Source organism: Lysobacter sp. SCRH-1R (assembly GCF_057747855.1).
The window spans coordinates 2682389-2699395 of the sequence record NZ_CM173227.1 but is presented as its reverse complement, the minus strand read 5'-3'; the positions used below and the strand labels follow the sequence as shown (position 1 = coordinate 2699395).

The window sequence follows — 17007 nt, the reverse complement described above, 5'->3', positions numbered from 1 at the left end:
GGATGTCGCGTTCGATCTTACGCCTCCTGCTGGCCATGACGGCCATCGCGTTCGCCGCATGCAGCGGCGTTGCCGCCGCCGCGACCGCGCAGGCGAGGATCGCCCGGGTGAGCACCGCGGTGGCTACGCTGGAAAACGTCCGCGTGCAGCTCGACTGGCCCGATGCCGCGCCGCAGGGCGTCCTGCGCCTGCAGGCCGCGCGCATCGACGCGCCCGGGCTCGGCTACCGCTTCGGCGACGTCGCCTGGCAATGCCCGCTCTCGCGTGCAGGAAACCGGTGGCGGTGTGAAGGCGCCGTGCGCGAGGGGCGCGGGCCGGTACTGACGCTGGCCATCGACCTGGACGACGCGCGCACCGACGCGCGTCTTTTTCGTGGGCGAAGCAGCATCGCCCTGCATCGCGACGCACGCACGCCGGACCTCACCCGCATCGACCTGACGCAGGTGCCGATCGTCTGGGCGCAGGCGCTGGTCGCGCGCGCCTGGGAGGCCGGACGGCTGGGCAAGGGCACCCTGGAAGGCCGGATCGACGTGCGTGCACCGGCCGATGCGCCGTTGCAGGTGAGCGGCCCGCTGCGCCTGTCCGGTGTGGCCTTCGATACCGCCGATGGCCTGATCGCGGGAGAAAATGTCTCGGCGCAGGCACGCCTGGACATGCGCGTCGGCCCGGATACCTCGGTCGCGATCGACGGCGCGCTGCACGGCGGCGACCTGCTGTTCGGCAACGCATACCTGGCCCTAGAGCAGCGTCGCGTCGCCGTCGATCTGCTGGCGACGCAGCACGGCGCCGACGGCTGGCACCTGCCGCGGATGCGCTGGAACGACACCGGCATCCTCAGCGCCGAGGGCAGCGCGGCACTGGGCGCAGGCGGTGCCCTGCGTTCGCTCGACGTGCGTGCGCGCAGCGAGGACCTCGCGCCGTTGCGCGACGGCTATCTCACGGGCTTCCTCGGCATCGCGGGCCTGGCGGACCTGCAACTGCGCGGCGCGGCCGACGCCCATCTGCGCATGCACGAAGGCACCGTGCTTGACGCGTCCTTCGTGCCGCACGGCGTGTCGATCGACGATCCGCGCGGGCGCTTCGACTTCGCCGGGCTCGAAGGCGACGTGCGCTTTTCCTCCACGAAGCCGCTCGACAGCGAACTGCGATGGAGCGGCGGCCGGCTGCACGGGCTCGCGTTCGGCGAAGCGACGCTGCCGTTCGCCAGCAGCGCGGGCGAATTGCGCCTGCGCGCGGCGTCGCGGATGCCGATGCTCGGCGGCACCGTCACGTTCAACCATCTGCACCTGCGGCCACCTGCGGGCAGGCAGGGACTGGAGATCCGGTTCGGCATGGACCTGGACCGCCTGGACATCGCGCAACTGTCGCAGGCGCTGGGCTGGCCGCCGTTCACGGGCGAACTCACCGGCCGCATCCCTGAAGCGCGCTATGCGGACGAACGGCTCGATTTCGAAGGCGGGCTTTCGGTCGAACTGTTCGGCGGCACGGTGCAGGTGTCGTCGCTGGCGATGGAGCGGCCGTTCGGCGTCGCGCCGACCTTGTCATCGGACATCGCCTTCGAGGACATCGACCTGCAATCGCTCACCAGCGTGCTCGGTTTCGGCGAGATCACCGGCAAGCTCGATGGCCGCTTCGACCGGCTGCGCCTGGTGGACTGGCAGCCGGTGGCGTTCGAGGCGGCGATCGCCACCGATGCGCAGGCCGCACGCCGCGCGCGTGTCCGCCAGCGCATCAGCCAGCGCGCGGTGCAGGATCTGTCGAGCGTGTCCGACGCGTCGTTCGTGGGCAGCCTGCAGGCGCAGCTGATCGGGCTGTTCGACGATTTCGGCTATCGGCGGCTCGGCCTGTCGTGCTATCTCGACGACGAGGTGTGCCGGATGAGCGGTCTGGGTTCAGCCGGCAACGGCTTCACTATCGTCGAAGGGTCCGGCCTGCCGCGGCTGACGGTGGTGGGATTCAATCGTGACGTGGACTGGCCGACCCTGCTGGAACGCCTGAAGGCCGCCAGCACGGGCGACGTGAAGCCGGTCTTCGAGTAAGTTTCGCGGCATCCCGGCGCACGCTGCATGCCGGTCAACGGATCAACAGGAGAAATCGTCATGCGTCGTTGGATGGGCATTCCGCTGGCGGCGGTCGCGTTGACCGCCTGCGTCACGATCAACGTGTACTTCCCGGCGGCCGAGGCCAAGGAAGCGGCGCGCGAGTTCGTCGAGAAGGTCATCGGCGACGAAGCGCAGCCCGCACCGCAGCCGCAGGACAAGCCCGGCGGGCAGAGCGCGTTCGTGCCGTCTGCGCAGCGTTCGCTGGCCGCGCGCATCGACTGGCTGTCGCTGGTCGGTATCGGCAGCGCGCATGCGCAGGGACAGCCGGACATCACGATCAGGACGCCGGCGATCCAGGCGATCCAGTCGCGCATGTCGCAGCGGTTCGATGGCCAGTTGAAGGCGCATTTCGGATCCGGCGCGCTGGGCATCGCCAACGACGGCACCATCACCGTGCGCGACGCGGCGAAGATCCCGCTGCCGCAGCGCGTGGCGGTGAACCAGGCCGTCGCCGACCAGAACCGCGACGCACGCGCCGTGTATCGCGAGATCGCCGTGGCCAACGACCATCCCGAGTGGGAGCAGCAGATCCGCGCGGTGTTCGCGCGCCAGTGGATCGACAGCGCGCGCCCGGGCTGGTGGGTGCAGGATGCGGGTGGGGGCTGGCGGCAGAAGTGATCGGGTAGCGCCGACAGCGCGCCCCGTCCGACTCACCCGACAGCGCCCTCACCGCCACCGCCGATGGCTCCCTCCCCTGCGTGCAGGGGAGGGTTGGGGAGGCGCAGCGGGCCACGCAGCGGCGAACTGGCCTGGCACGCGTCCATGAAGACCGGGACCCTCCGCCGGAATGCCGGTGACATCGTTCGCCGGTAAGGGACTGCCCGAACATTCCGGGCCTGGATCCCGGCCTTCGCCGGAATGACGGATCCCGAGTACCGAATCCCGGCCCCCCAGCCGCGATCTGCGACAATACGCGGCCCTGTTGAGCAGTATCGCCAGCCGCTGTGGCCCGCATCGATCAGACCCCCTTCGAAGTTTCCATCACCGACCTGACCCACGACGGACGCGGCGTCGCCCGCCGTCCCGACGGCAAGGCCGTGTTCGTCGCCGGCGCGCTGCCGGGCGAACGCGTCATGGCCTCCCAGACCGGCCGCCACCGCAGTTTCGATGAAGCCCGGACCGTCGAGGTCCTGGACGCCGCGCCCGAACGCGTCGCGCCACGCTGCGCGCATTTCGGCGTGTGCAGCGGCTGCGCGTTGCAGCACTACGACGAGGGCAGGCAGATCCTCGCCAAGCAGCGCGTGCTCATGGAGAACTTCGAGCGCATCGGCCACGTCGAGCCCGAACGCATCCTGGCGCCGCTCGTCGACGGCGCATGGGGCTATCGCCGCAAGGGCCGGTTCTCGGTGCGTCGCGTGGAGAAGAAGGACAAGACGCTGGTCGGTTTCCGCGAGACCGACCCGCGTTTCGTCGCCGACATCCGCGAATGCCACACGGTGATGCCGCAGATCGCGTCGAAGCTGCCGGAACTGGCCGCGCTCATCGACGGCATGCAGGCGCGCCGCGAGATCCCGCAGATCGAGTTCATCGCGGGCGACGCGCAGGACGATTTCAGCGGCGTCGCGTTGACCATTCGCCATCTGGCGCCGTTGTCCGACGGCGATCGCGATGCGCTGGTCGCCTTCGGAAAGACGCACGGCTTCGCCATCTTCCTGCAGCCTGGCGGCGTGGACAGCGTGCATCCGCTGTGGCCGGAATCGCCGAAGCTGGCGTTCTCGCTGCCGCAATGGAACCTGGAATTCCTGTTCCGCCCGCTGGATTTCATCCAGGTCAACGCCGGCCTCAACGGCAAGATGATCCAGCTGGCGATCGACCTGCTCGATCCCAGGCCCGAAGACCGCGTGCTCGACCTGTTCGCCGGCCTGGGCAATTTCACCTTGCCGCTGGCGCGCCAGGTGCGCGAAGTGGTGGGCGTGGAAGGCGAGGCGGGCCTCGTCCGTCGCGCGCGCGAGAACGCCGCGCACAACGGCATCGCGAACGCCGAGTTCCACGCGGCGGACCTGGCGAAGGACCTGTCGAGCGAATACTGGATGAAGCAGCCCTTCGACAAGCTGCTGCTCGACCCGCCGCGTTCCGGCGCCGACGTCGTGCTCGCGCAGCTCCCGCTGAAACAGTTCGACCGTATCGTCTACGTCAGCTGCCACCCGGCATCGCTGGCGCGCGATGCGGGTTTCCTGGTGAAGGAGCGCGGCTGGAAGCTGAAGGCGGCCGGCGTGATGGACATGTTCCCGCATACGGCGCATGTCGAATCCATTGCGTTGTTCGAGCGCTGACCGCTTTCGTCCTGCAGGAATCACGAAGATGGCCCTCGAAATCGAACGCAAATTCCTGGTCACCGGCGACGGCTGGCGCGCAGCCGCGCGCGACGTGGTGCCGATGGCGCAGGGCTACATCAACGACCAGAAGGCGATGGACGAAGGCGCGATGAAGGCGTCGGTGCGCGTGCGCATCGCCGGCGACGAGGCCTTCCTCAACCTCAAGTCGCGCGAACTCGGCCATACGCGGCAGGAATTCGACTACGCCATTCCGGTCGCCGATGCACGCGCGCTGCTCGCGCTGTGCGTTGGAGGACTCGTCGACAAGCGCCGCCATTACGTGCGGCACGAAGGCCATCTGTGGGAGGTCGACGAGTTCCTCGGCGACAACGCCGGGCTGGTGGTGGCGGAGATCGAACTGTCCAGCGCCGACGAGGCATTCGCGCGTCCGGAGTGGATCGGCGCGGAGGTCACCGACGCCTCGCGCTACTACAACCTCGCGCTCGCCACGCGCCCGTACAGCCAGTGGAGCGCCGACGAGCGCGCCGGCGTGGTTGCGTAAGGCCGGCCCGGCCCCACTTCAATTCAATGGACAACACTCCCTTGCGCATCGACATCTGGTCCGACGTGGTCTGCCCCTGGTGCTGGATCGGCAAGCACCGGCTGCGCGAAGCGCTGGCGCAGCTGGGCGACAAGGGCCGCACGGCCGAGATCCACTGGCACGCATTCCAGCTCGATCCCGAATCCGACGACACGCCCGTGCCCTTGCGCGAGGCGTACGAAAAGAAGTTCGGCGGCGCGCAGCGCACCGAACAGATCCTGTCGCAGACCCAGGCCACCGGCCTTGCCGAAGGCCTGCCGTTCGATTTCGATCGCGGACAGGTGCGCGTGAGCACGCTCAAGGCGCATCGGCTGATCTGGCTCGCCGGTCGCGAAGGCGATGCGGACAAGGTCGGCGAGGCGCTGTTCCGCGCGCATTTCGCCGAAGGGCGGAATCTCGCCGACGTGCAGACGCTGGTCGAGGCCGGTGCCGCAGGCGGACTCACCGAGGCGCGCGTGCGGGCGATGCTCGACTCCGACGAAGGCGTGGCCGAAGTCCGCGCCCAGCTCGCCCAGGCGCAGGCGCTGGGCATCCAGGCCGTGCCGACGTTCGTGTTCGACGGCCGCCTGGCGGTGCAGGGCGCGCAGACGCCGGCGGTGTTCGCGCAGGTATTCGAGCGCCTGGGGCTCGAATCGCGGCCCACCGACGAGCGCGCCGGCGGCGACGCCTGCGGTCCGGGCGGTTGCGCGGTCTGAGCACCGCGCGTTCACACCGGTCCCATGCGTGCGGATGCCCCGCCAGGGCATCTGCGCGACAATGCGGCTCCGCGCGTACGGCGCGGTCCGCCCTGACGAAGTGTCCACTGGAGTCTTCCGCATGCTCGTGATCGGCGTCGCCGGTACCGAACTCACCACGCAGGAGCGCGACTGGCTGCAGCACGACGCGTGCGCCGGCGTGATCCTGTTCAGCCGCAACTTCGCATCGAAGGCGCAGGTGACCGAACTGTCGGCCGCCATCCGCGAGGCCGCGCCGCGCCCGCAGCTGGTCTGCGTCGACCAGGAAGGCGGGCGCGTGCAGCGCTTCCGCGAGGGCTACAGCGCGCTGCCGCCGCTCGACGGTTTCGGCCGCCGCTATGCCGCCGATCCCGAGGCCGCGCTCAAGCTCGCGGAGGAACACGCCTGGCTGATGGCGAAGGAAGTGCTCGCCAGCGGCGTGGACCTGAGCTTCGCGCCGGTGGTCGACCTGGGACGCGGCAACCTCGCCATCGGCAATCGCGCGTTCTCCGGGGATCCGGCGGTCGTCGCCGACTTCACCCGCGCCTACATCCGCGGCATGCACGCCGCCGGCATGCCGGCGACGCTGAAGCATTTCCCCGGCCATGGCTCGGTGCAGGCCGACACGCACTTCGGCGAGGCGGTCGACCCGCGTTCGCTCGACGAACTGCGTGCGAACGACCTCATCCCGTTCATCGCCGGCATCGACGCCAAGGCCGACGCGGTGATGATGGCGCACGTGAAGTACCCGGCCATCGCGCCGGAACCGGCCGGCTATTCCAGGCGCTGGATCGAGGAGATCCTGCGCGGCGAGCTGCATTTCCGTGGCGTCGTCTTCAGCGACGACATCGGCATGAAGGCCGGTGAACACGCCGGTGGCGTGAAGGGCCGCATCGACGCGCACTACGACGCGGGCTGCGACGCGGTGCTCGTCTGCCACCCGCAGCTGGTGGAGGAATCGCTGGCGGCCGTCGAAGGCCGCAAGCTCAACACGATGGCGCTGACCGGCCTGATCGGCCGCGGCGCCCTGGGATGGGACGGGTTGCTCGCGGACGCCCGCTACGGCGTGGCGCGCAACCGGCAGGAAGGACTGGCTTGATGGAAACCATTGCGAACACGCACGACCTGGCCGCGGCGCTGGCCAATTCCGATCTTCTGCTCGACCGCGCCACGCTGGAGCAGGCCATCGCGCGCATGGCACGCGACATCGATGCCGATTACACCGCCGCCGATGTGCCGGTGTATCTGACGATCATGCACGGCGGCCTGCCGTTCGCCGCGCAACTGGCGATGGAACTGGGCGCGCTGGGCCAGGACCTGGAATTCGATTACCTGCACGCCACGCGCTACCGGGGCGAGACCTCCGGCGGCGAGCTGGTGTGGAAGCACCGTCCGGCCACGCCGCTGAAGGGGCGCCGCGTGCTGCTCGTCGACGACATCCTCGACGAGGGCCACACGCTGGCGGCGATCCGCGACTGGTGCCAGGAGCAGGGCGCGCGCGACGTGCGCATCGCCGCACTGGCGGTGAAGAAGCACGACCGTTGTGTCGAAGGCATCTGCGCGGACTACGTCGGCGTCGAAGTGCCGGACCGCTACGTCTTCGGTTACGGCATGGACTACCACGAGCAGGGCCGCAACCTGCCGGCGATCTACGCGCTGAAGGACTGAGCCTCCGGGCCCTCCCCATTCGAGGGAGCCGCGCAAAGCCCTCCCGTTCAATGGGAGGTTGGGTGGGATGGTCTCGAGCCGACACGCAAACCAGAGAAACCGAATGAGCAACATCGAACTCGCCGTCATCGGCGGCACCGGCCTGTACAAGCTGGCCGACCTGCAGGACGTGGAGACGCAGCAGCCCGACACGCGCTTCGGCGCGCCGTCCGGGCCCATCCGCATCGGCACGCTCGATGGCCACCGCGTCGCGTTCCTGGCGCGCCATGGCGAAGGCCATTCACTGCCGCCGCACAAGATCAACTACCGCGCCAACCTCGCCGCGCTGCAGGCGCTCGGCGCCACGCGCGTGCTCGCGATGAACACCGTCGGCGGCATCACCGAACGCTTCGGCCCGCGCGTGCTGGCCTGCCCGGACCAGCTGATCGACTACACCTGGGGCCGCATCTCGACGATCTGCGAGGAGCCCGGCACCGACGTGCTGCACGTGGATTTCGGCGAGCCGTACACGCGCTCGCTGCGCGAGGCGGTCATCGAGGCCGCCCAGCGGGCCGGCGTCGAACTGGTCGCCGACGGCTGCTACGGCGCCACCCAGGGCCCGCGCCTGGAAACCCGCGCGGAGATCGCCCGCATGCGGCGCGACGGCTGCGACCTGGTCGGCATGACCGGCATGCCCGAGGCCGGACTCGCCCGCGAACTGGGGCTGGAGTACGCCTGCCTGGCCATCGTCGCCAACTGGGCGGCGGGGGCGGGGCCGGACGTCGACGAGGTCATCACGCTGCAGGATGTCCTGGACAATGTCGCCGCCGCTTCGTCCGGCCTGCCGCGCCTCCTGTCGGCCCTGCTCGGCGCCCCTGTCAAAAGGTGATTGTCAAGCCGGCATTCAGTTTGCATACTCGCCGGGCGCTCCGGATCGCATCCGCGTCGGTGCGCGACTCGCATCCAGCATGAGGTTGACAAGGACATGCAGTACGGCACCGTGAAGTGGTTCAACGACGCCAAGGGCTTCGGGTTCATTTCCCCCGAAGATGGCAGCGCAGATGTGTTCGCGCACTTCTCCGCGATCAACGCCAAGGGCTTCCGCAGCCTGCAGGAAGGCCAGCGCGTGAGCTACGAGCTGACGCAGGGCCCGAAGGGCGCCCAGGCGTCCAACATCAACGTGGTCGCGTGATCCCTCGGGAACCACGCCACATCGCGTTCGAAGGCCCCGCTCTCGCGGGGCCTTTTTTTCGCCCCGACCGCGGGCACTGACCGAAGGCACGACCGGTTCAAGGATGGAACTTCCAGCTTCGCCCCTGCGCATCGGCATCGTCGGCTACGGCACGGCCGGGCAGGCGGCTGCGTTGTTGTTCACGCGCGACGGGCATGACGTCGAGGTCTTCGAACGCGCACCGGTACTCGGCCCCGTCGGCGCCGGCTTCCTGCTGCAGCCGACCGGACTGGCGGTGCTGTGGGAGCTCGGCCTTCTCGACGCGGCGCTGGCGCACGGCGCGCGCATCGGCCGCCTGTTCGGCGAGACCACCGCCGGGCGCGCGGTGATGGACATGCGCTACCACGAGCTGGAGCCGCGCTTCTTCGGCCTGGGCATGCAGCGCGGCGCGCTGTTCGGGCTGCTGGACGACGCATGGCGCGAAGGCCGCCGCGTGCATTGCGGCCGGCGCATCGTCGAGGTGGACGCCGATCGTGGCGTGCTGCGCGACGAACATGGCGCCGAACACGGCGCGTTCGACGTGGTGATCGTCGCCGACGGCTCGGCCTCGGCGCTGCGCGGCGCGGTCGCCGCGCCGGCACTCGATCGGCCGTACCCGTGGGGCGCGCAGTGGTGCCTGGTCGCGCAGGAGGCGTGGGCGTTCCCCGACGAGCTGCGCCAGCGCTACGTCGGCGCCCGCCGCATGGCCGGCATGCTGCCGGTCGGCACGCGGCCTGGCGATTCCGTGCCGCGCTTGAGTTTCTTCTGGAGCCTGCCTGCCGCCGCGCTGCCGAGCGCTGGCACGGATGAGGCCGCCTGGCGCGACGACGTCGCCGCCGTGTGGCCCGAAGCCGCCGAACGCCTGCGCGATACCGCGGTTCCGGCCGGCCTCGCGCAGGCGCGCTATCGCGACACCGTGCAGCGTCGCTGGCATCGTGGTCGCGCGGTGCTGATGGGCGATGCCGCGCATGCGATGAGCCCGCAGCTCGGGCTGGGCGTGAACATGGCGCTCGCCGACGCGCTGGCGCTGCGCGACGCGTTGCGGACGCACGGCCGCACCGCCGATGCTTTCGCCGATTACGAACGCCGCCGCCGCGATCATCTGTCGGCGTATCACTTCTGGAGCCGCTGGCTGACGCCGCTGTTCCAGTCCGAACGCGATCGCCTGGCGGCAATGCGCGACCTCGTCTTCCATCCGCTCTCACGCGTGCCGGGCGGGCGCGGGCAGATGCTGCGCGTGCTCACCGGGACGCGCCGCGGCTGGCTGGGCACGTTCGCGCTCGACCCCGGCTTCCTCGATGCATTGGCCGAGCGCAGCTTCCTCGCGCTGGGCCGTCCCGCCGGCGAGGCGTCGTAGCGAACGAAAAGCCCCGCCGGAGCGGGGCTTCCCTCACGAGCCAATCGCGGCGGGCGCGTCAGAAGCTGGCGCGAATGCCGACGCGGTATTCGCTGATCGTGCCGCCGAGGTTGGCTTCGCCGACCAGGCCCCAGGTCTCGTTGAGCTTCAGCTGGCCGCCGAGCGTGGCGCCGAAATCGCGGTCGTAGGCATCGCCACCGATGTAGTTCGCCAGCGCCCAGCCTTCGACATGCTTGCCCATGCGGCTGCGCACGCCGACCGACAACCGGGCGTCGCTCGCGCCGGCATCGCTCGTGTTGAGGCTGTGGCGGCCGTCGACACGGACGTCGTACACCTTGGCGTGCGTCCACAGGTAGGCGACTTCGCCGATGAGGTCGGTGCGTTCGGAGATCCCGTGGTGGAAGCCCAGGCCGATCGAGCCCTGCTCGACGTCCGCTTCGAACGAGCCGTCCGAGGACGTCACGGCGTTGCCGATGCCGAAACCGGTAGTGTCCTTGCCCTGGCGGTAATCGGCGAGCACGTACAGCGTTTCGCCGGCCGCCACGGAGCCGCGCACGTAGGCGCCCCTGGGCTTCATGTCGTCGATGTGGGCCCACTGGTCCTGGCCGAGGGCCTGGTCGCTGCCGGAGTCGATCTTCGCCTGCGCATAACCGGCCTCGACGAAGCTGTAGCGCAGGCCGGCGGCGTTCGCCGAAAAAGCCGTCGTGGACAGCAGGAGCAGGGGGAGGAGCTTGTTCATGTACGTTCCTTGAGAGTCGGTGCCGTCCTGGCGATGTGCCGGCCGGGCGCGCACCTTATTGGCGGCCCGTTCCGGCGGACATGCGGTTTTTTCCCGATGGCAGCGGCCGCCGCCCGGGCCGGCCTACGTAGCGTTCCGGAGGCCCCCTGTGTCCTCCTAGAATCGTTTCATCGGTGCCCCTCCATCCCCGCAGGAGCCGCAGTGGACCCTCTGCCGCCGTTTGCCACGCATCGCGTCGAGAACCAGCCGCCGGAATTCGCCCCGCGCGACCTGTGGAAGGACGACGTCGCGCTGCGCGAGGCGGTGGTTCGCGAGGGCGGCGGCGATTTCGCCGAGTCGCTGGCGACCTACGGCGCGCTCGCCGGCGACGAGCTGTACCGGCTCAGTTTCGACGCGCATCGCGACCGGCCGCGGCTGCGCACGCACGATCGTTTCGGCCAGCGCATCGACCTGGTCGAGTTCCATCCGAACTACCACCGCATCATGCAGGCGGCGATCGAACACGGCGTCGCGGGGTTGTCGTGGGCGCAGCCGCGTCCGGGCGCGCACGTCGCGCGCGCGGCGCTGAGCTACCTGCACCATCAGGTCGAACCGGGCACGAGCTGTCCGTTGACGATGACGCACGCCGCCGTGCCGGTGCTGCGCCACGCACCGCGGCTGGCCGGTTGGGAAGGCAAGGCGACGTCGCCGTTCTACGACCCGCGCGACATCGTGTGCGAGCAGAAGCTGGGCATCACCCTCGGCATGGGCATGACCGAGAAGCAGGGCGGCAGCGACGTACGCGCCAACACGACCGTCGCGATGCCGCTGTCCGGCGAGGGCGAATACCGGCTGGTCGGCCACAAGTGGTTTTTCTCCGCGCCGATGTCCGACGCGTTCCTCGTGCTCGCGCAGGCGCCCGCCGGGCTCAGCTGCTTCCTGATGCCGCGATGGACGCCCGACGGCGTCAAGAACGCCTTCGCGCTGATGCGGCTGAAGGACAAGCTCGGCGACTGGTCGAACGCGTCATCGGAAGTCGAGTTCATGGACGCGTGGGCGTACCGCATCGGCGAGGAAGGGCGCGGCGTGGCGACCATCATCGAGATGGTGATGCTCACGCGGCTGGACTGCATGCTCGGCGCCGCCGCGGAAATGCGCATGGCGCTGGCGCAGGCGATGCATCACACGCATCACCGCGCGAGCTTCGGCAAGCGCCTGGCCGATCACGCGTTGATGCGCAACGTGCTGGCGGACCTGGCGATCGAGGCCGAGGCGTCGATCGCCTTGGCGATGCGCGTGGCGCGTGCGGTCGACCGCGCTCCGTACGATCCACAGGAAGCCGCGTTCGCACGCATCGCCACGGCCGCCGGCAAGTACTGGATATGCCGCCGCGCGCCGGGCTTCGTCAACGAGGCGCAGGAATGCCTGGGTGGCGCGGGTTACATCGAGGAATCGATGCTGCCGCGCCTCTATCGGCAGGCGCCGCTGAATTCGATCTGGGAAGGCAGCGGCAACATCCAGTGCCTGGACGTGCTGCGAGCGCTGCAACGCGAGCCGCAGACCGGACGCGCGCTGCTGGCCGAACTCGAGGTGGCGGGTCAGCTCGATCCGGATTTCGACGCGGAACTCGCCGAGCTGCGGCCGGTGCTGGAAGGCCGGAGCGTGCCGGGTGAAGTCGAGGCTCGACGCTGGGTGGAAGCACTGGCGATCGCGTTGCAGGCGAGCCTGCTGCTGCGCAACGGCAGCCCGATGGCGGCGGCGTTCTGCACCACGCGCATCGGTGGCGATCATGGCAATGCGTACGGAACGTTGCCGCGGGATTTCGAGCTGGGCACGTTGATACAGCGAGCCTGGGTTGGCTCGTGATCAACGCGGTATCTGCTTCGCGATAAGACCGAAGAGCTGCAGTGCCGGCGCTCAGCGCGGAGCGGGGTAGGCCGGCGTGTCGGTGATCGACGTGGTGCTCAGCACTGGTATTTGCCGCGAATATGGTCGTTGTAAAAGTTGCCCTTTGAAGCGGCGCGCATGAGACCGTCGAAGACGTGCTTCGGAACGCCACAGAAGTCGTAGCTGTGTCCTTCCTTGAAGCGGATATTCATTCGCATGGTCGACGCGTCGTATCCCACGGCGTCGATGGCGGAAGAGTGGACTGGAATCATGTCCATGTTGGCTCCTTCGTTGGTCGAGTGCGGCTCAGGCGGCAGATCTTGCGCTCCATGTTGGGGCAATCCATCCATGCCTCACCACCTTGGCGAGGCGTCAGATTCCTGAATCAATCCAGGAACTGCAACTTGGCCAGTTCCGAATACAGCCCGCCCTGCGCCAGCAGTTGCTCGTGCGTGCCCTCGGCGATGATGCGGCCGTGATCCATCACGACGATGCGGTCGGCCTTGAGCACGGTGGCGAGCCGGTGCGCGATCACCAGCGTGGTCCGGCCTTCCATCAGCGTTTCCAGCGCCTGCTGCACGGCACGTTCGCTCTGCGCGTCCAGCGCGCTGGTGGCCTCGTCGAGCAGCAGGATCGGCGCGTCCTTCAACAGCGCACGGGCGATGGCGATGCGCTGCTGCTGGCCGCCGGAGAGGCGCGCGCCGCGTTCGCCGAGCTCGGTGTCCAGCCGCTGCGGCAGGGCGGCGATGAAGTCCGACGCATGCGCGGCCTTGACGGCGTGCACGACGTCCGCGTCGCTCGCGTCGAGGCGCCCGTAACGAATGTTGTCGCGCGCGCTTGCCGCGAATATCGTCGGCTGTTGCGGCACGAGCGCGATCGACTCGCGCAGTTCGGCCGGATCGAGCTGGCGCACGTCGGCGCCGTCCACGCGCACCGCGCCGGACTGCGGATCGTGGAAGCGCAACAGCATCGAGAACACGGTGCTCTTGCCCGCGCCCGATGGACCCACCAGCGCGACCGTCTCACCGGGCCGCACGCGCAGATCGAAATCCTCCAAGGCTGGCGCATCGGGTCGGAGCGGGTAGTGGAAGCTCACGCGTTCGAACGCCAGCTCGCCTCGCACGGGCTTCGGCAGCGCAACCGGATGCGCGGGCGGTTTCACGGAGGCGGTTTCCACCAGCAGTTCGCTGATGCGCCCCATGCCGCCGGCCGCGCGTTGCAGTTCGTTCCAGACTTCGGCCAACGCGCCGACCGAACCGCCGCCGATCAACGCGTAGAGCACGAACTGGCCCAGCGTGCCCGCACTCATGCGGCCGGCGACGACATCGTGCGCGCCGGACCACAGCACCAGGGTGATCGCGCCGAAGATCAGCACGATGGCGATGGCGGTGACCCAGGCCTGCGCCTGGATGCGGCGACGCGCGGTGTCGACGGCTTCGCGCAGAGCGGTGCCGAAGCGGTCGCGTTCGTACGGCTCGCGCGCGTGCGCCTGCACGGTGCGGATCGCGCCGAGGGTTTCGTTGGCCAGCGTGTTGGCGTCGGCGATGCGGTCCTGGCTGGCGCGCGAGATCTTCTTCAACCGTCGCCCGCCGACGACGATCGGCAATACCGCCAGCGGGATGCCTACCAGCGCGAACGCCGCCAGCCGCGGCGCGGTGACGAACAGCATCGCCAGGCTGCCTACGACGGTCACGAGACTTCGCAGCGCGACCGACATGCTCGATCCCACCACGCTGCGCAGCAGTTCGGCGTCCGCGGTGAGGCGCGAGACGAGTTCGCCGCTGCGGTTCCGGTCGTGGAAACCGGCATCGAGTGCGATGAGATGCGAATAGAGGCGTTCGCGCAGGTCGGCCACCACGCGTTCGCCCAGGAGCGAGACGAAGAAGAAGCGCGCGGCGGTCGCCAGCGCGAGCGCCACCGCCACGGCGAACAGCAGCAGGAATGCCCGATCGATCGCCGCGCCGCCGCCCTGCGCGAAGCCCTGGTCGATCATCGTGCGGAACGCGACCGGCAGGCTGAGCGTGGCCGCGCTGGATCCTGCCAGCGCGACGAGCCAGGCGACGAACAGTGTGCGGTGGCGGCGCACGAACGGCCACAGCGTGCGCAAACTGCCGATCGGAGCGTTGGCGGATGGGGCGTCGGTCATCGGATGGCCAGTATGGAGGCGGCGGTGGAACCGCGGAACGCGGAACGGACCGCGCGCGAGTGTCGGAAGTTTCCGCGTTTCGGCCTCGGCGGGAGAACCGCCTACGCCTCGGAGAAACGCACCCGATCACGGGTGGCGTCGCGCAGGCGGGCTTTCAAGGTGTCGGCACGATCGGCCGGCAGGCGCAAGAGCAGGTGGACGCCGTCCGTCTCGAAGCGTTCGTCGAGTTTTTCCGCCTCGAATTGCGCGATCAGTGCGTGCACCGTGCCGGTTTCGGCGAACGGGTAGGCGAGGCGGAATTCGGCGAACACCACCAGCGGGCGACGCGGCGCGATGCGCAGGCATTCGGCCGCGCTGCCGCCGTAGGCGCGAACGAGGCCGCCCGCGCCGAGCTTGATGCCGCCAAACCAGCGCGTCACCACCGCGACCACGCGGTCCAGGCCCTGGCCGTCGATGGCGGCGAGGATCGGGCGTCCGGCGGTACCGGCCGGTTCGCCGTCGTCGTTGAAGCGGTATTCGCCGCCGATGCGGTAGGCCCAGCAGTTGTGCGTGGCGTCGGGATCGCCGACGCGCGCGACGAATGCCAGCGCGTCCTCCGGCGTCTCGACCGGCGCGGCGTTCACCAGGAAACGGCTGTGCTTGACCTCCAGTACATGCGAGGTCGGGCCGGCGAGCGTGCTGCTCATCGCGTCGTGGCGGGCTGCGCGAGCGCGCGCAGGTCGCGCGGCAGGCGCACGCGCGGATACGCCTTGCGGAACTGCGCGAGGCTTTCGCGCGCGTCCTCGACGTTGCCGGCGTCGCGGCGCTCGCGGATGCGTTCGAGCCATGCGGCCGGCTCCAGGCGCGCGTCCTCGACGACGGGCGTGGCGGCGATCCCGCCCTCCGAAGCGAGCCGGCTGCCGGTGACTTCGACGCGATCGAGCGTGGACGGCGGTTCGGCACTGGCCGGGGCGGCGGCGGAAGCTGCGGCAGGCACGGAGGCCGCGACGTCGCGTTGGGCGGCGACCGTCTGCTCGTCGCTGCGTTGCTGGCGTGCGCGGGCGAGCTGGAAAGCCTCGCCCCGTTCGGCATCGGAGTACGCCTGCACTTCGCGCGGCGCCACGGGAGCCGCCGCCGGGGCGGCGAAGGCATCCCGGCTTCGCGCATCCGCGGCGTCCTTGCGGAACGCGGCGGGATGCTCGTCCGGACCGACCGTCGCGATGCGGGGTGCCGCGCCGGCCGGTGCTTCCTCCGGCAAGGGCGCCGGAGCAGCGGCCGGAGCCGCTGCGGTCGCCTTTCGCTGCGCCACCACCGCAGCCCGGTCCACAGGCGGCGGGTTCAACGCCTTCGCCGTCGCGGGCGCTTCCGCGGCAGGCGGCGGCGGCGCCACCACCTGCTGGCGTCGTTCGATGATTTCCGCGCTGACATAGGCACCATCGCCCTCGCCGCGCGCCGGACGCGGCGCCGGATCGGACGGCCGCAACTGCCACACGGTGCCGATGACCAGCACCAGCGCGGCGGCCATGCCGGCGCCGGTGATCAGTCCGCCGGGAATCGCGGTGAGTCCCAGCCGGCGGCGACGGCGCGCGGGTCCCGCCACGGCGGCGTGGGCCGCGGCGAGGATCTTCGCGTCCAGCGCCGCCGACGGGCCATCGTGCGGGCCCAGCCGCGCCAGGCGGTCGGCCAGCGCGCGTTCTTCCGGGCTCAGCGGTTCGTCGTCGAAGCGGCTCATTCGTTCAATCTCGCGCGCAGCTTGTCCATCGCATAGCGAAGCCGCGACTTGACGGTTTCCCGGCCGGCGCCGGTGATCGCGCCGATCTCCTCCAGGCTCAGTTCCTGCTCCAGCCGCAGCAGCACGGCTTCGCGCTGCTCTTCGGGAAGTTCCTCGATCGCCAGCTGCAGGCGACGGCGCTGTTCGAACTCCGACAGCTCGCGCTCCGGGCTGCTCGGGTCGGGCACTCGGGCAGCGCGCTCGTCGGCGTCGTCGGGCGCGGCGGGGCGGTGCTTAAGACCGCGCCAGTAATCGTTGAGGCGATTGTGGGCGATGCGGAACAGCCAGGTCCTGAACGCGGCCTCGGGTTTCCAGCCCTGGCGCGCGGCGATCACGCGCTGCCAGACGTCCTGGAAGAACTCGTCCGCAAGCGCCGGATCGCGCACCTGCCGCAGCAGGAATCGGTACAGCGGCCCGCGATGGCGCGCGTAGAGCAGCTCGAACGACGCGGCGTCGCCGGCCGCCCAGGCCAGCATCAGCACGTCGTCGTCGGTGTCCGCTCCCGCATTCATGCGCGGCAGGGTACGGGGTGAGGGCGCCGGCGGGAAGTCGCGGGAGTCGCGGGCCGGTCCGGCGACCGCATGCGCTGCGAGGTTCATATTCAGACGAACGGGTCGCAGT

Annotated in this window: 17 protein-coding genes; 11 read left to right on the top strand and 6 right to left on the bottom strand. The window is 69.8% G+C overall.

Annotation, left to right across the window (positions count from 1 at the left end):
- The first annotated feature begins 35 nt into the window (after positions 1-35).
- The 10 genes from AC3ANK_RS12225 (at position 36) to AC3ANK_RS12180 (ending at position 9885) form a co-directional block, all read left to right on the top strand.
- Entirely contained in the window at positions 36-2039 is a 2004-nt protein-coding gene (locus tag AC3ANK_RS12225; protein ID WP_206861062.1) for a translocation/assembly module TamB domain-containing protein, read from the top strand.
- Positions 2040-2099: 60 nt separating this feature from the next.
- Positions 2100-2720: a YdbL family probable chaperone protein gene (locus AC3ANK_RS12220; RefSeq protein ID WP_206861061.1), complete on the top strand. Its 621-nt coding sequence runs from the start codon at positions 2100-2102 to the stop codon at positions 2718-2720.
- A 326-nt stretch (positions 2721-3046) separates the two neighbouring features.
- The gene (rlmD, locus tag AC3ANK_RS12215; RefSeq protein WP_206861060.1) at positions 3047-4375 is read left to right on the top strand and encodes a 23S rRNA (uracil(1939)-C(5))-methyltransferase RlmD; all 1329 of its coding nucleotides are present in this window, start codon (positions 3047-3049) and stop codon (positions 4373-4375) included.
- 28 nt (positions 4376-4403) lie between these two features.
- On the top strand, positions 4404-4919 hold the full coding sequence (locus tag AC3ANK_RS12210) for a CYTH domain-containing protein (protein WP_206861059.1): 516 nt from the start codon (positions 4404-4406) through the stop codon (positions 4917-4919).
- 41 nt (positions 4920-4960) lie between these two features.
- Entirely contained in the window at positions 4961-5653 is a 693-nt protein-coding gene (locus AC3ANK_RS12205; protein WP_484172876.1) for a DsbA family oxidoreductase, read from the top strand.
- Positions 5654-5774: 121 nt separating this feature from the next.
- Complete coding sequence (nagZ, locus tag AC3ANK_RS12200; protein ID WP_206861058.1) at positions 5775-6770, top strand: beta-N-acetylhexosaminidase; 996 nt, start codon at positions 5775-5777, stop codon at positions 6768-6770.
- Positions 6770-7339 carry a hypoxanthine-guanine phosphoribosyltransferase gene (locus tag AC3ANK_RS12195; RefSeq protein WP_206861057.1) on the top strand — a complete coding sequence of 190 codons (570 nt, stop codon included), beginning with the start codon at positions 6770-6772 and terminating at the stop codon, positions 7337-7339. The genes nagZ and AC3ANK_RS12195 overlap by 1 nt, the downstream gene beginning before the upstream one ends.
- A 103-nt stretch (positions 7340-7442) precedes the next feature.
- Complete coding sequence (locus tag AC3ANK_RS12190; protein ID WP_484171315.1) at positions 7443-8207, top strand: S-methyl-5'-thioinosine phosphorylase; 765 nt, start codon at positions 7443-7445, stop codon at positions 8205-8207.
- A 96-nt stretch (positions 8208-8303) separates the two neighbouring features.
- Entirely contained in the window at positions 8304-8510 is a 207-nt protein-coding gene (locus AC3ANK_RS12185) for a cold-shock protein (RefSeq protein ID WP_115842987.1), read from the top strand.
- A 103-nt stretch (positions 8511-8613) separates the two neighbouring features.
- A complete protein-coding gene (locus AC3ANK_RS12180; RefSeq protein ID WP_484171314.1) occupies positions 8614-9885 on the top strand; it encodes an FAD-dependent oxidoreductase in 1272 nt (423 codons plus the stop codon).
- Between the two features lie 58 nt (positions 9886-9943).
- On the opposite strand, the gene AC3ANK_RS12175 is transcribed toward AC3ANK_RS12180, so the two are convergent.
- Positions 9944-10624: a hypothetical protein gene (locus AC3ANK_RS12175; RefSeq protein ID WP_484171313.1), complete on the bottom strand. Its 681-nt coding sequence runs from the start codon at positions 10622-10624 to the stop codon at positions 9944-9946.
- A gap of 201 nt (positions 10625-10825) precedes the next feature.
- Between AC3ANK_RS12175 and AC3ANK_RS12170 the strand changes: the two genes are divergently transcribed.
- Complete coding sequence (locus AC3ANK_RS12170) at positions 10826-12469, top strand: acyl-CoA dehydrogenase family protein (RefSeq protein ID WP_484171312.1); 1644 nt, start codon at positions 10826-10828, stop codon at positions 12467-12469.
- A 98-nt stretch (positions 12470-12567) separates the two neighbouring features.
- Here the strand turns inward: AC3ANK_RS12170 and AC3ANK_RS12165 are convergent, their stop codons facing one another.
- The 5 genes from AC3ANK_RS12165 to AC3ANK_RS12145 form a co-directional block, all read right to left on the bottom strand.
- Entirely contained in the window at positions 12568-12840 is a 273-nt protein-coding gene (locus AC3ANK_RS12165) for a KTSC domain-containing protein (protein WP_484171311.1), read from the bottom strand.
- A gap of 35 nt (positions 12841-12875) precedes the next feature.
- The gene (locus AC3ANK_RS12160; protein ID WP_484171310.1) at positions 12876-14636 is read right to left on the bottom strand and encodes an ABC transporter transmembrane domain-containing protein; all 1761 of its coding nucleotides are present in this window, start codon (positions 14634-14636) and stop codon (positions 12876-12878) included.
- Between the two features lie 101 nt (positions 14637-14737).
- Complete coding sequence (locus AC3ANK_RS12155) at positions 14738-15322, bottom strand: IMPACT family protein (RefSeq protein WP_206861051.1); 585 nt, start codon at positions 15320-15322, stop codon at positions 14738-14740.
- Positions 15319-16347 carry a hypothetical protein gene (locus AC3ANK_RS12150; RefSeq protein WP_484171309.1) on the bottom strand — a complete coding sequence of 343 codons (1029 nt, stop codon included), beginning with the start codon at positions 16345-16347 and terminating at the stop codon, positions 15319-15321. The genes AC3ANK_RS12155 and AC3ANK_RS12150 overlap by 4 nt, the downstream gene beginning before the upstream one ends.
- Positions 16344-16898, bottom strand: a complete 555-nt coding sequence (locus tag AC3ANK_RS12145) for an RNA polymerase sigma factor (RefSeq protein WP_484171308.1) — start codon at positions 16896-16898, stop codon at positions 16344-16346. Before AC3ANK_RS12145 ends, AC3ANK_RS12150 begins: the two co-directional genes overlap by 4 nt.
- Between the last annotated feature and the right edge of the window lie 109 nt (positions 16899-17007).

Coding starts and splice junctions, on each gene's coding strand:
- AC3ANK_RS12225 (WP_206861062.1), top strand. CDS start 36: ATGACGGCCATCGCGTTCGCCGCATGCAGCGGCGTTGCCGCCGCCGCG.
- AC3ANK_RS12220 (WP_206861061.1), top strand. CDS start 2,100: ATGCGTCGTTGGATGGGCATTCCGCTGGCGGCGGTCGCGTTGACCGCC.
- AC3ANK_RS12210 (WP_206861059.1), top strand. CDS start 4,404: ATGGCCCTCGAAATCGAACGCAAATTCCTGGTCACCGGCGACGGCTGG.
- nagZ (WP_206861058.1), top strand. CDS start 5,775: ATGCTCGTGATCGGCGTCGCCGGTACCGAACTCACCACGCAGGAGCGC.
- AC3ANK_RS12195 (WP_206861057.1), top strand. CDS start 6,770: ATGGAAACCATTGCGAACACGCACGACCTGGCCGCGGCGCTGGCCAAT.
- AC3ANK_RS12190 (WP_484171315.1), top strand. CDS start 7,443: ATGAGCAACATCGAACTCGCCGTCATCGGCGGCACCGGCCTGTACAAG.
- AC3ANK_RS12185 (WP_115842987.1), top strand. CDS start 8,304: ATGCAGTACGGCACCGTGAAGTGGTTCAACGACGCCAAGGGCTTCGGG.
- AC3ANK_RS12180 (WP_484171314.1), top strand. CDS start 8,614: ATGGAACTTCCAGCTTCGCCCCTGCGCATCGGCATCGTCGGCTACGGC.
- AC3ANK_RS12175 (WP_484171313.1), bottom strand. CDS start 10,624: ATGAACAAGCTCCTCCCCCTGCTCCTGCTGTCCACGACGGCTTTTTCG.
- AC3ANK_RS12165 (WP_484171311.1), bottom strand. CDS start 12,840: ATGGATGGATTGCCCCAACATGGAGCGCAAGATCTGCCGCCTGAGCCG.
- AC3ANK_RS12160 (WP_484171310.1), bottom strand. CDS start 14,636: ATGACCGACGCCCCATCCGCCAACGCTCCGATCGGCAGTTTGCGCACG.
- AC3ANK_RS12155 (WP_206861051.1), bottom strand. CDS start 15,322: ATGAGCAGCACGCTCGCCGGCCCGACCTCGCATGTACTGGAGGTCAAG.
- AC3ANK_RS12150 (WP_484171309.1), bottom strand. CDS start 16,347: ATGAGCCGCTTCGACGACGAACCGCTGAGCCCGGAAGAACGCGCGCTG.
- AC3ANK_RS12145 (WP_484171308.1), bottom strand. CDS start 16,898: ATGAATGCGGGAGCGGACACCGACGACGACGTGCTGATGCTGGCCTGG.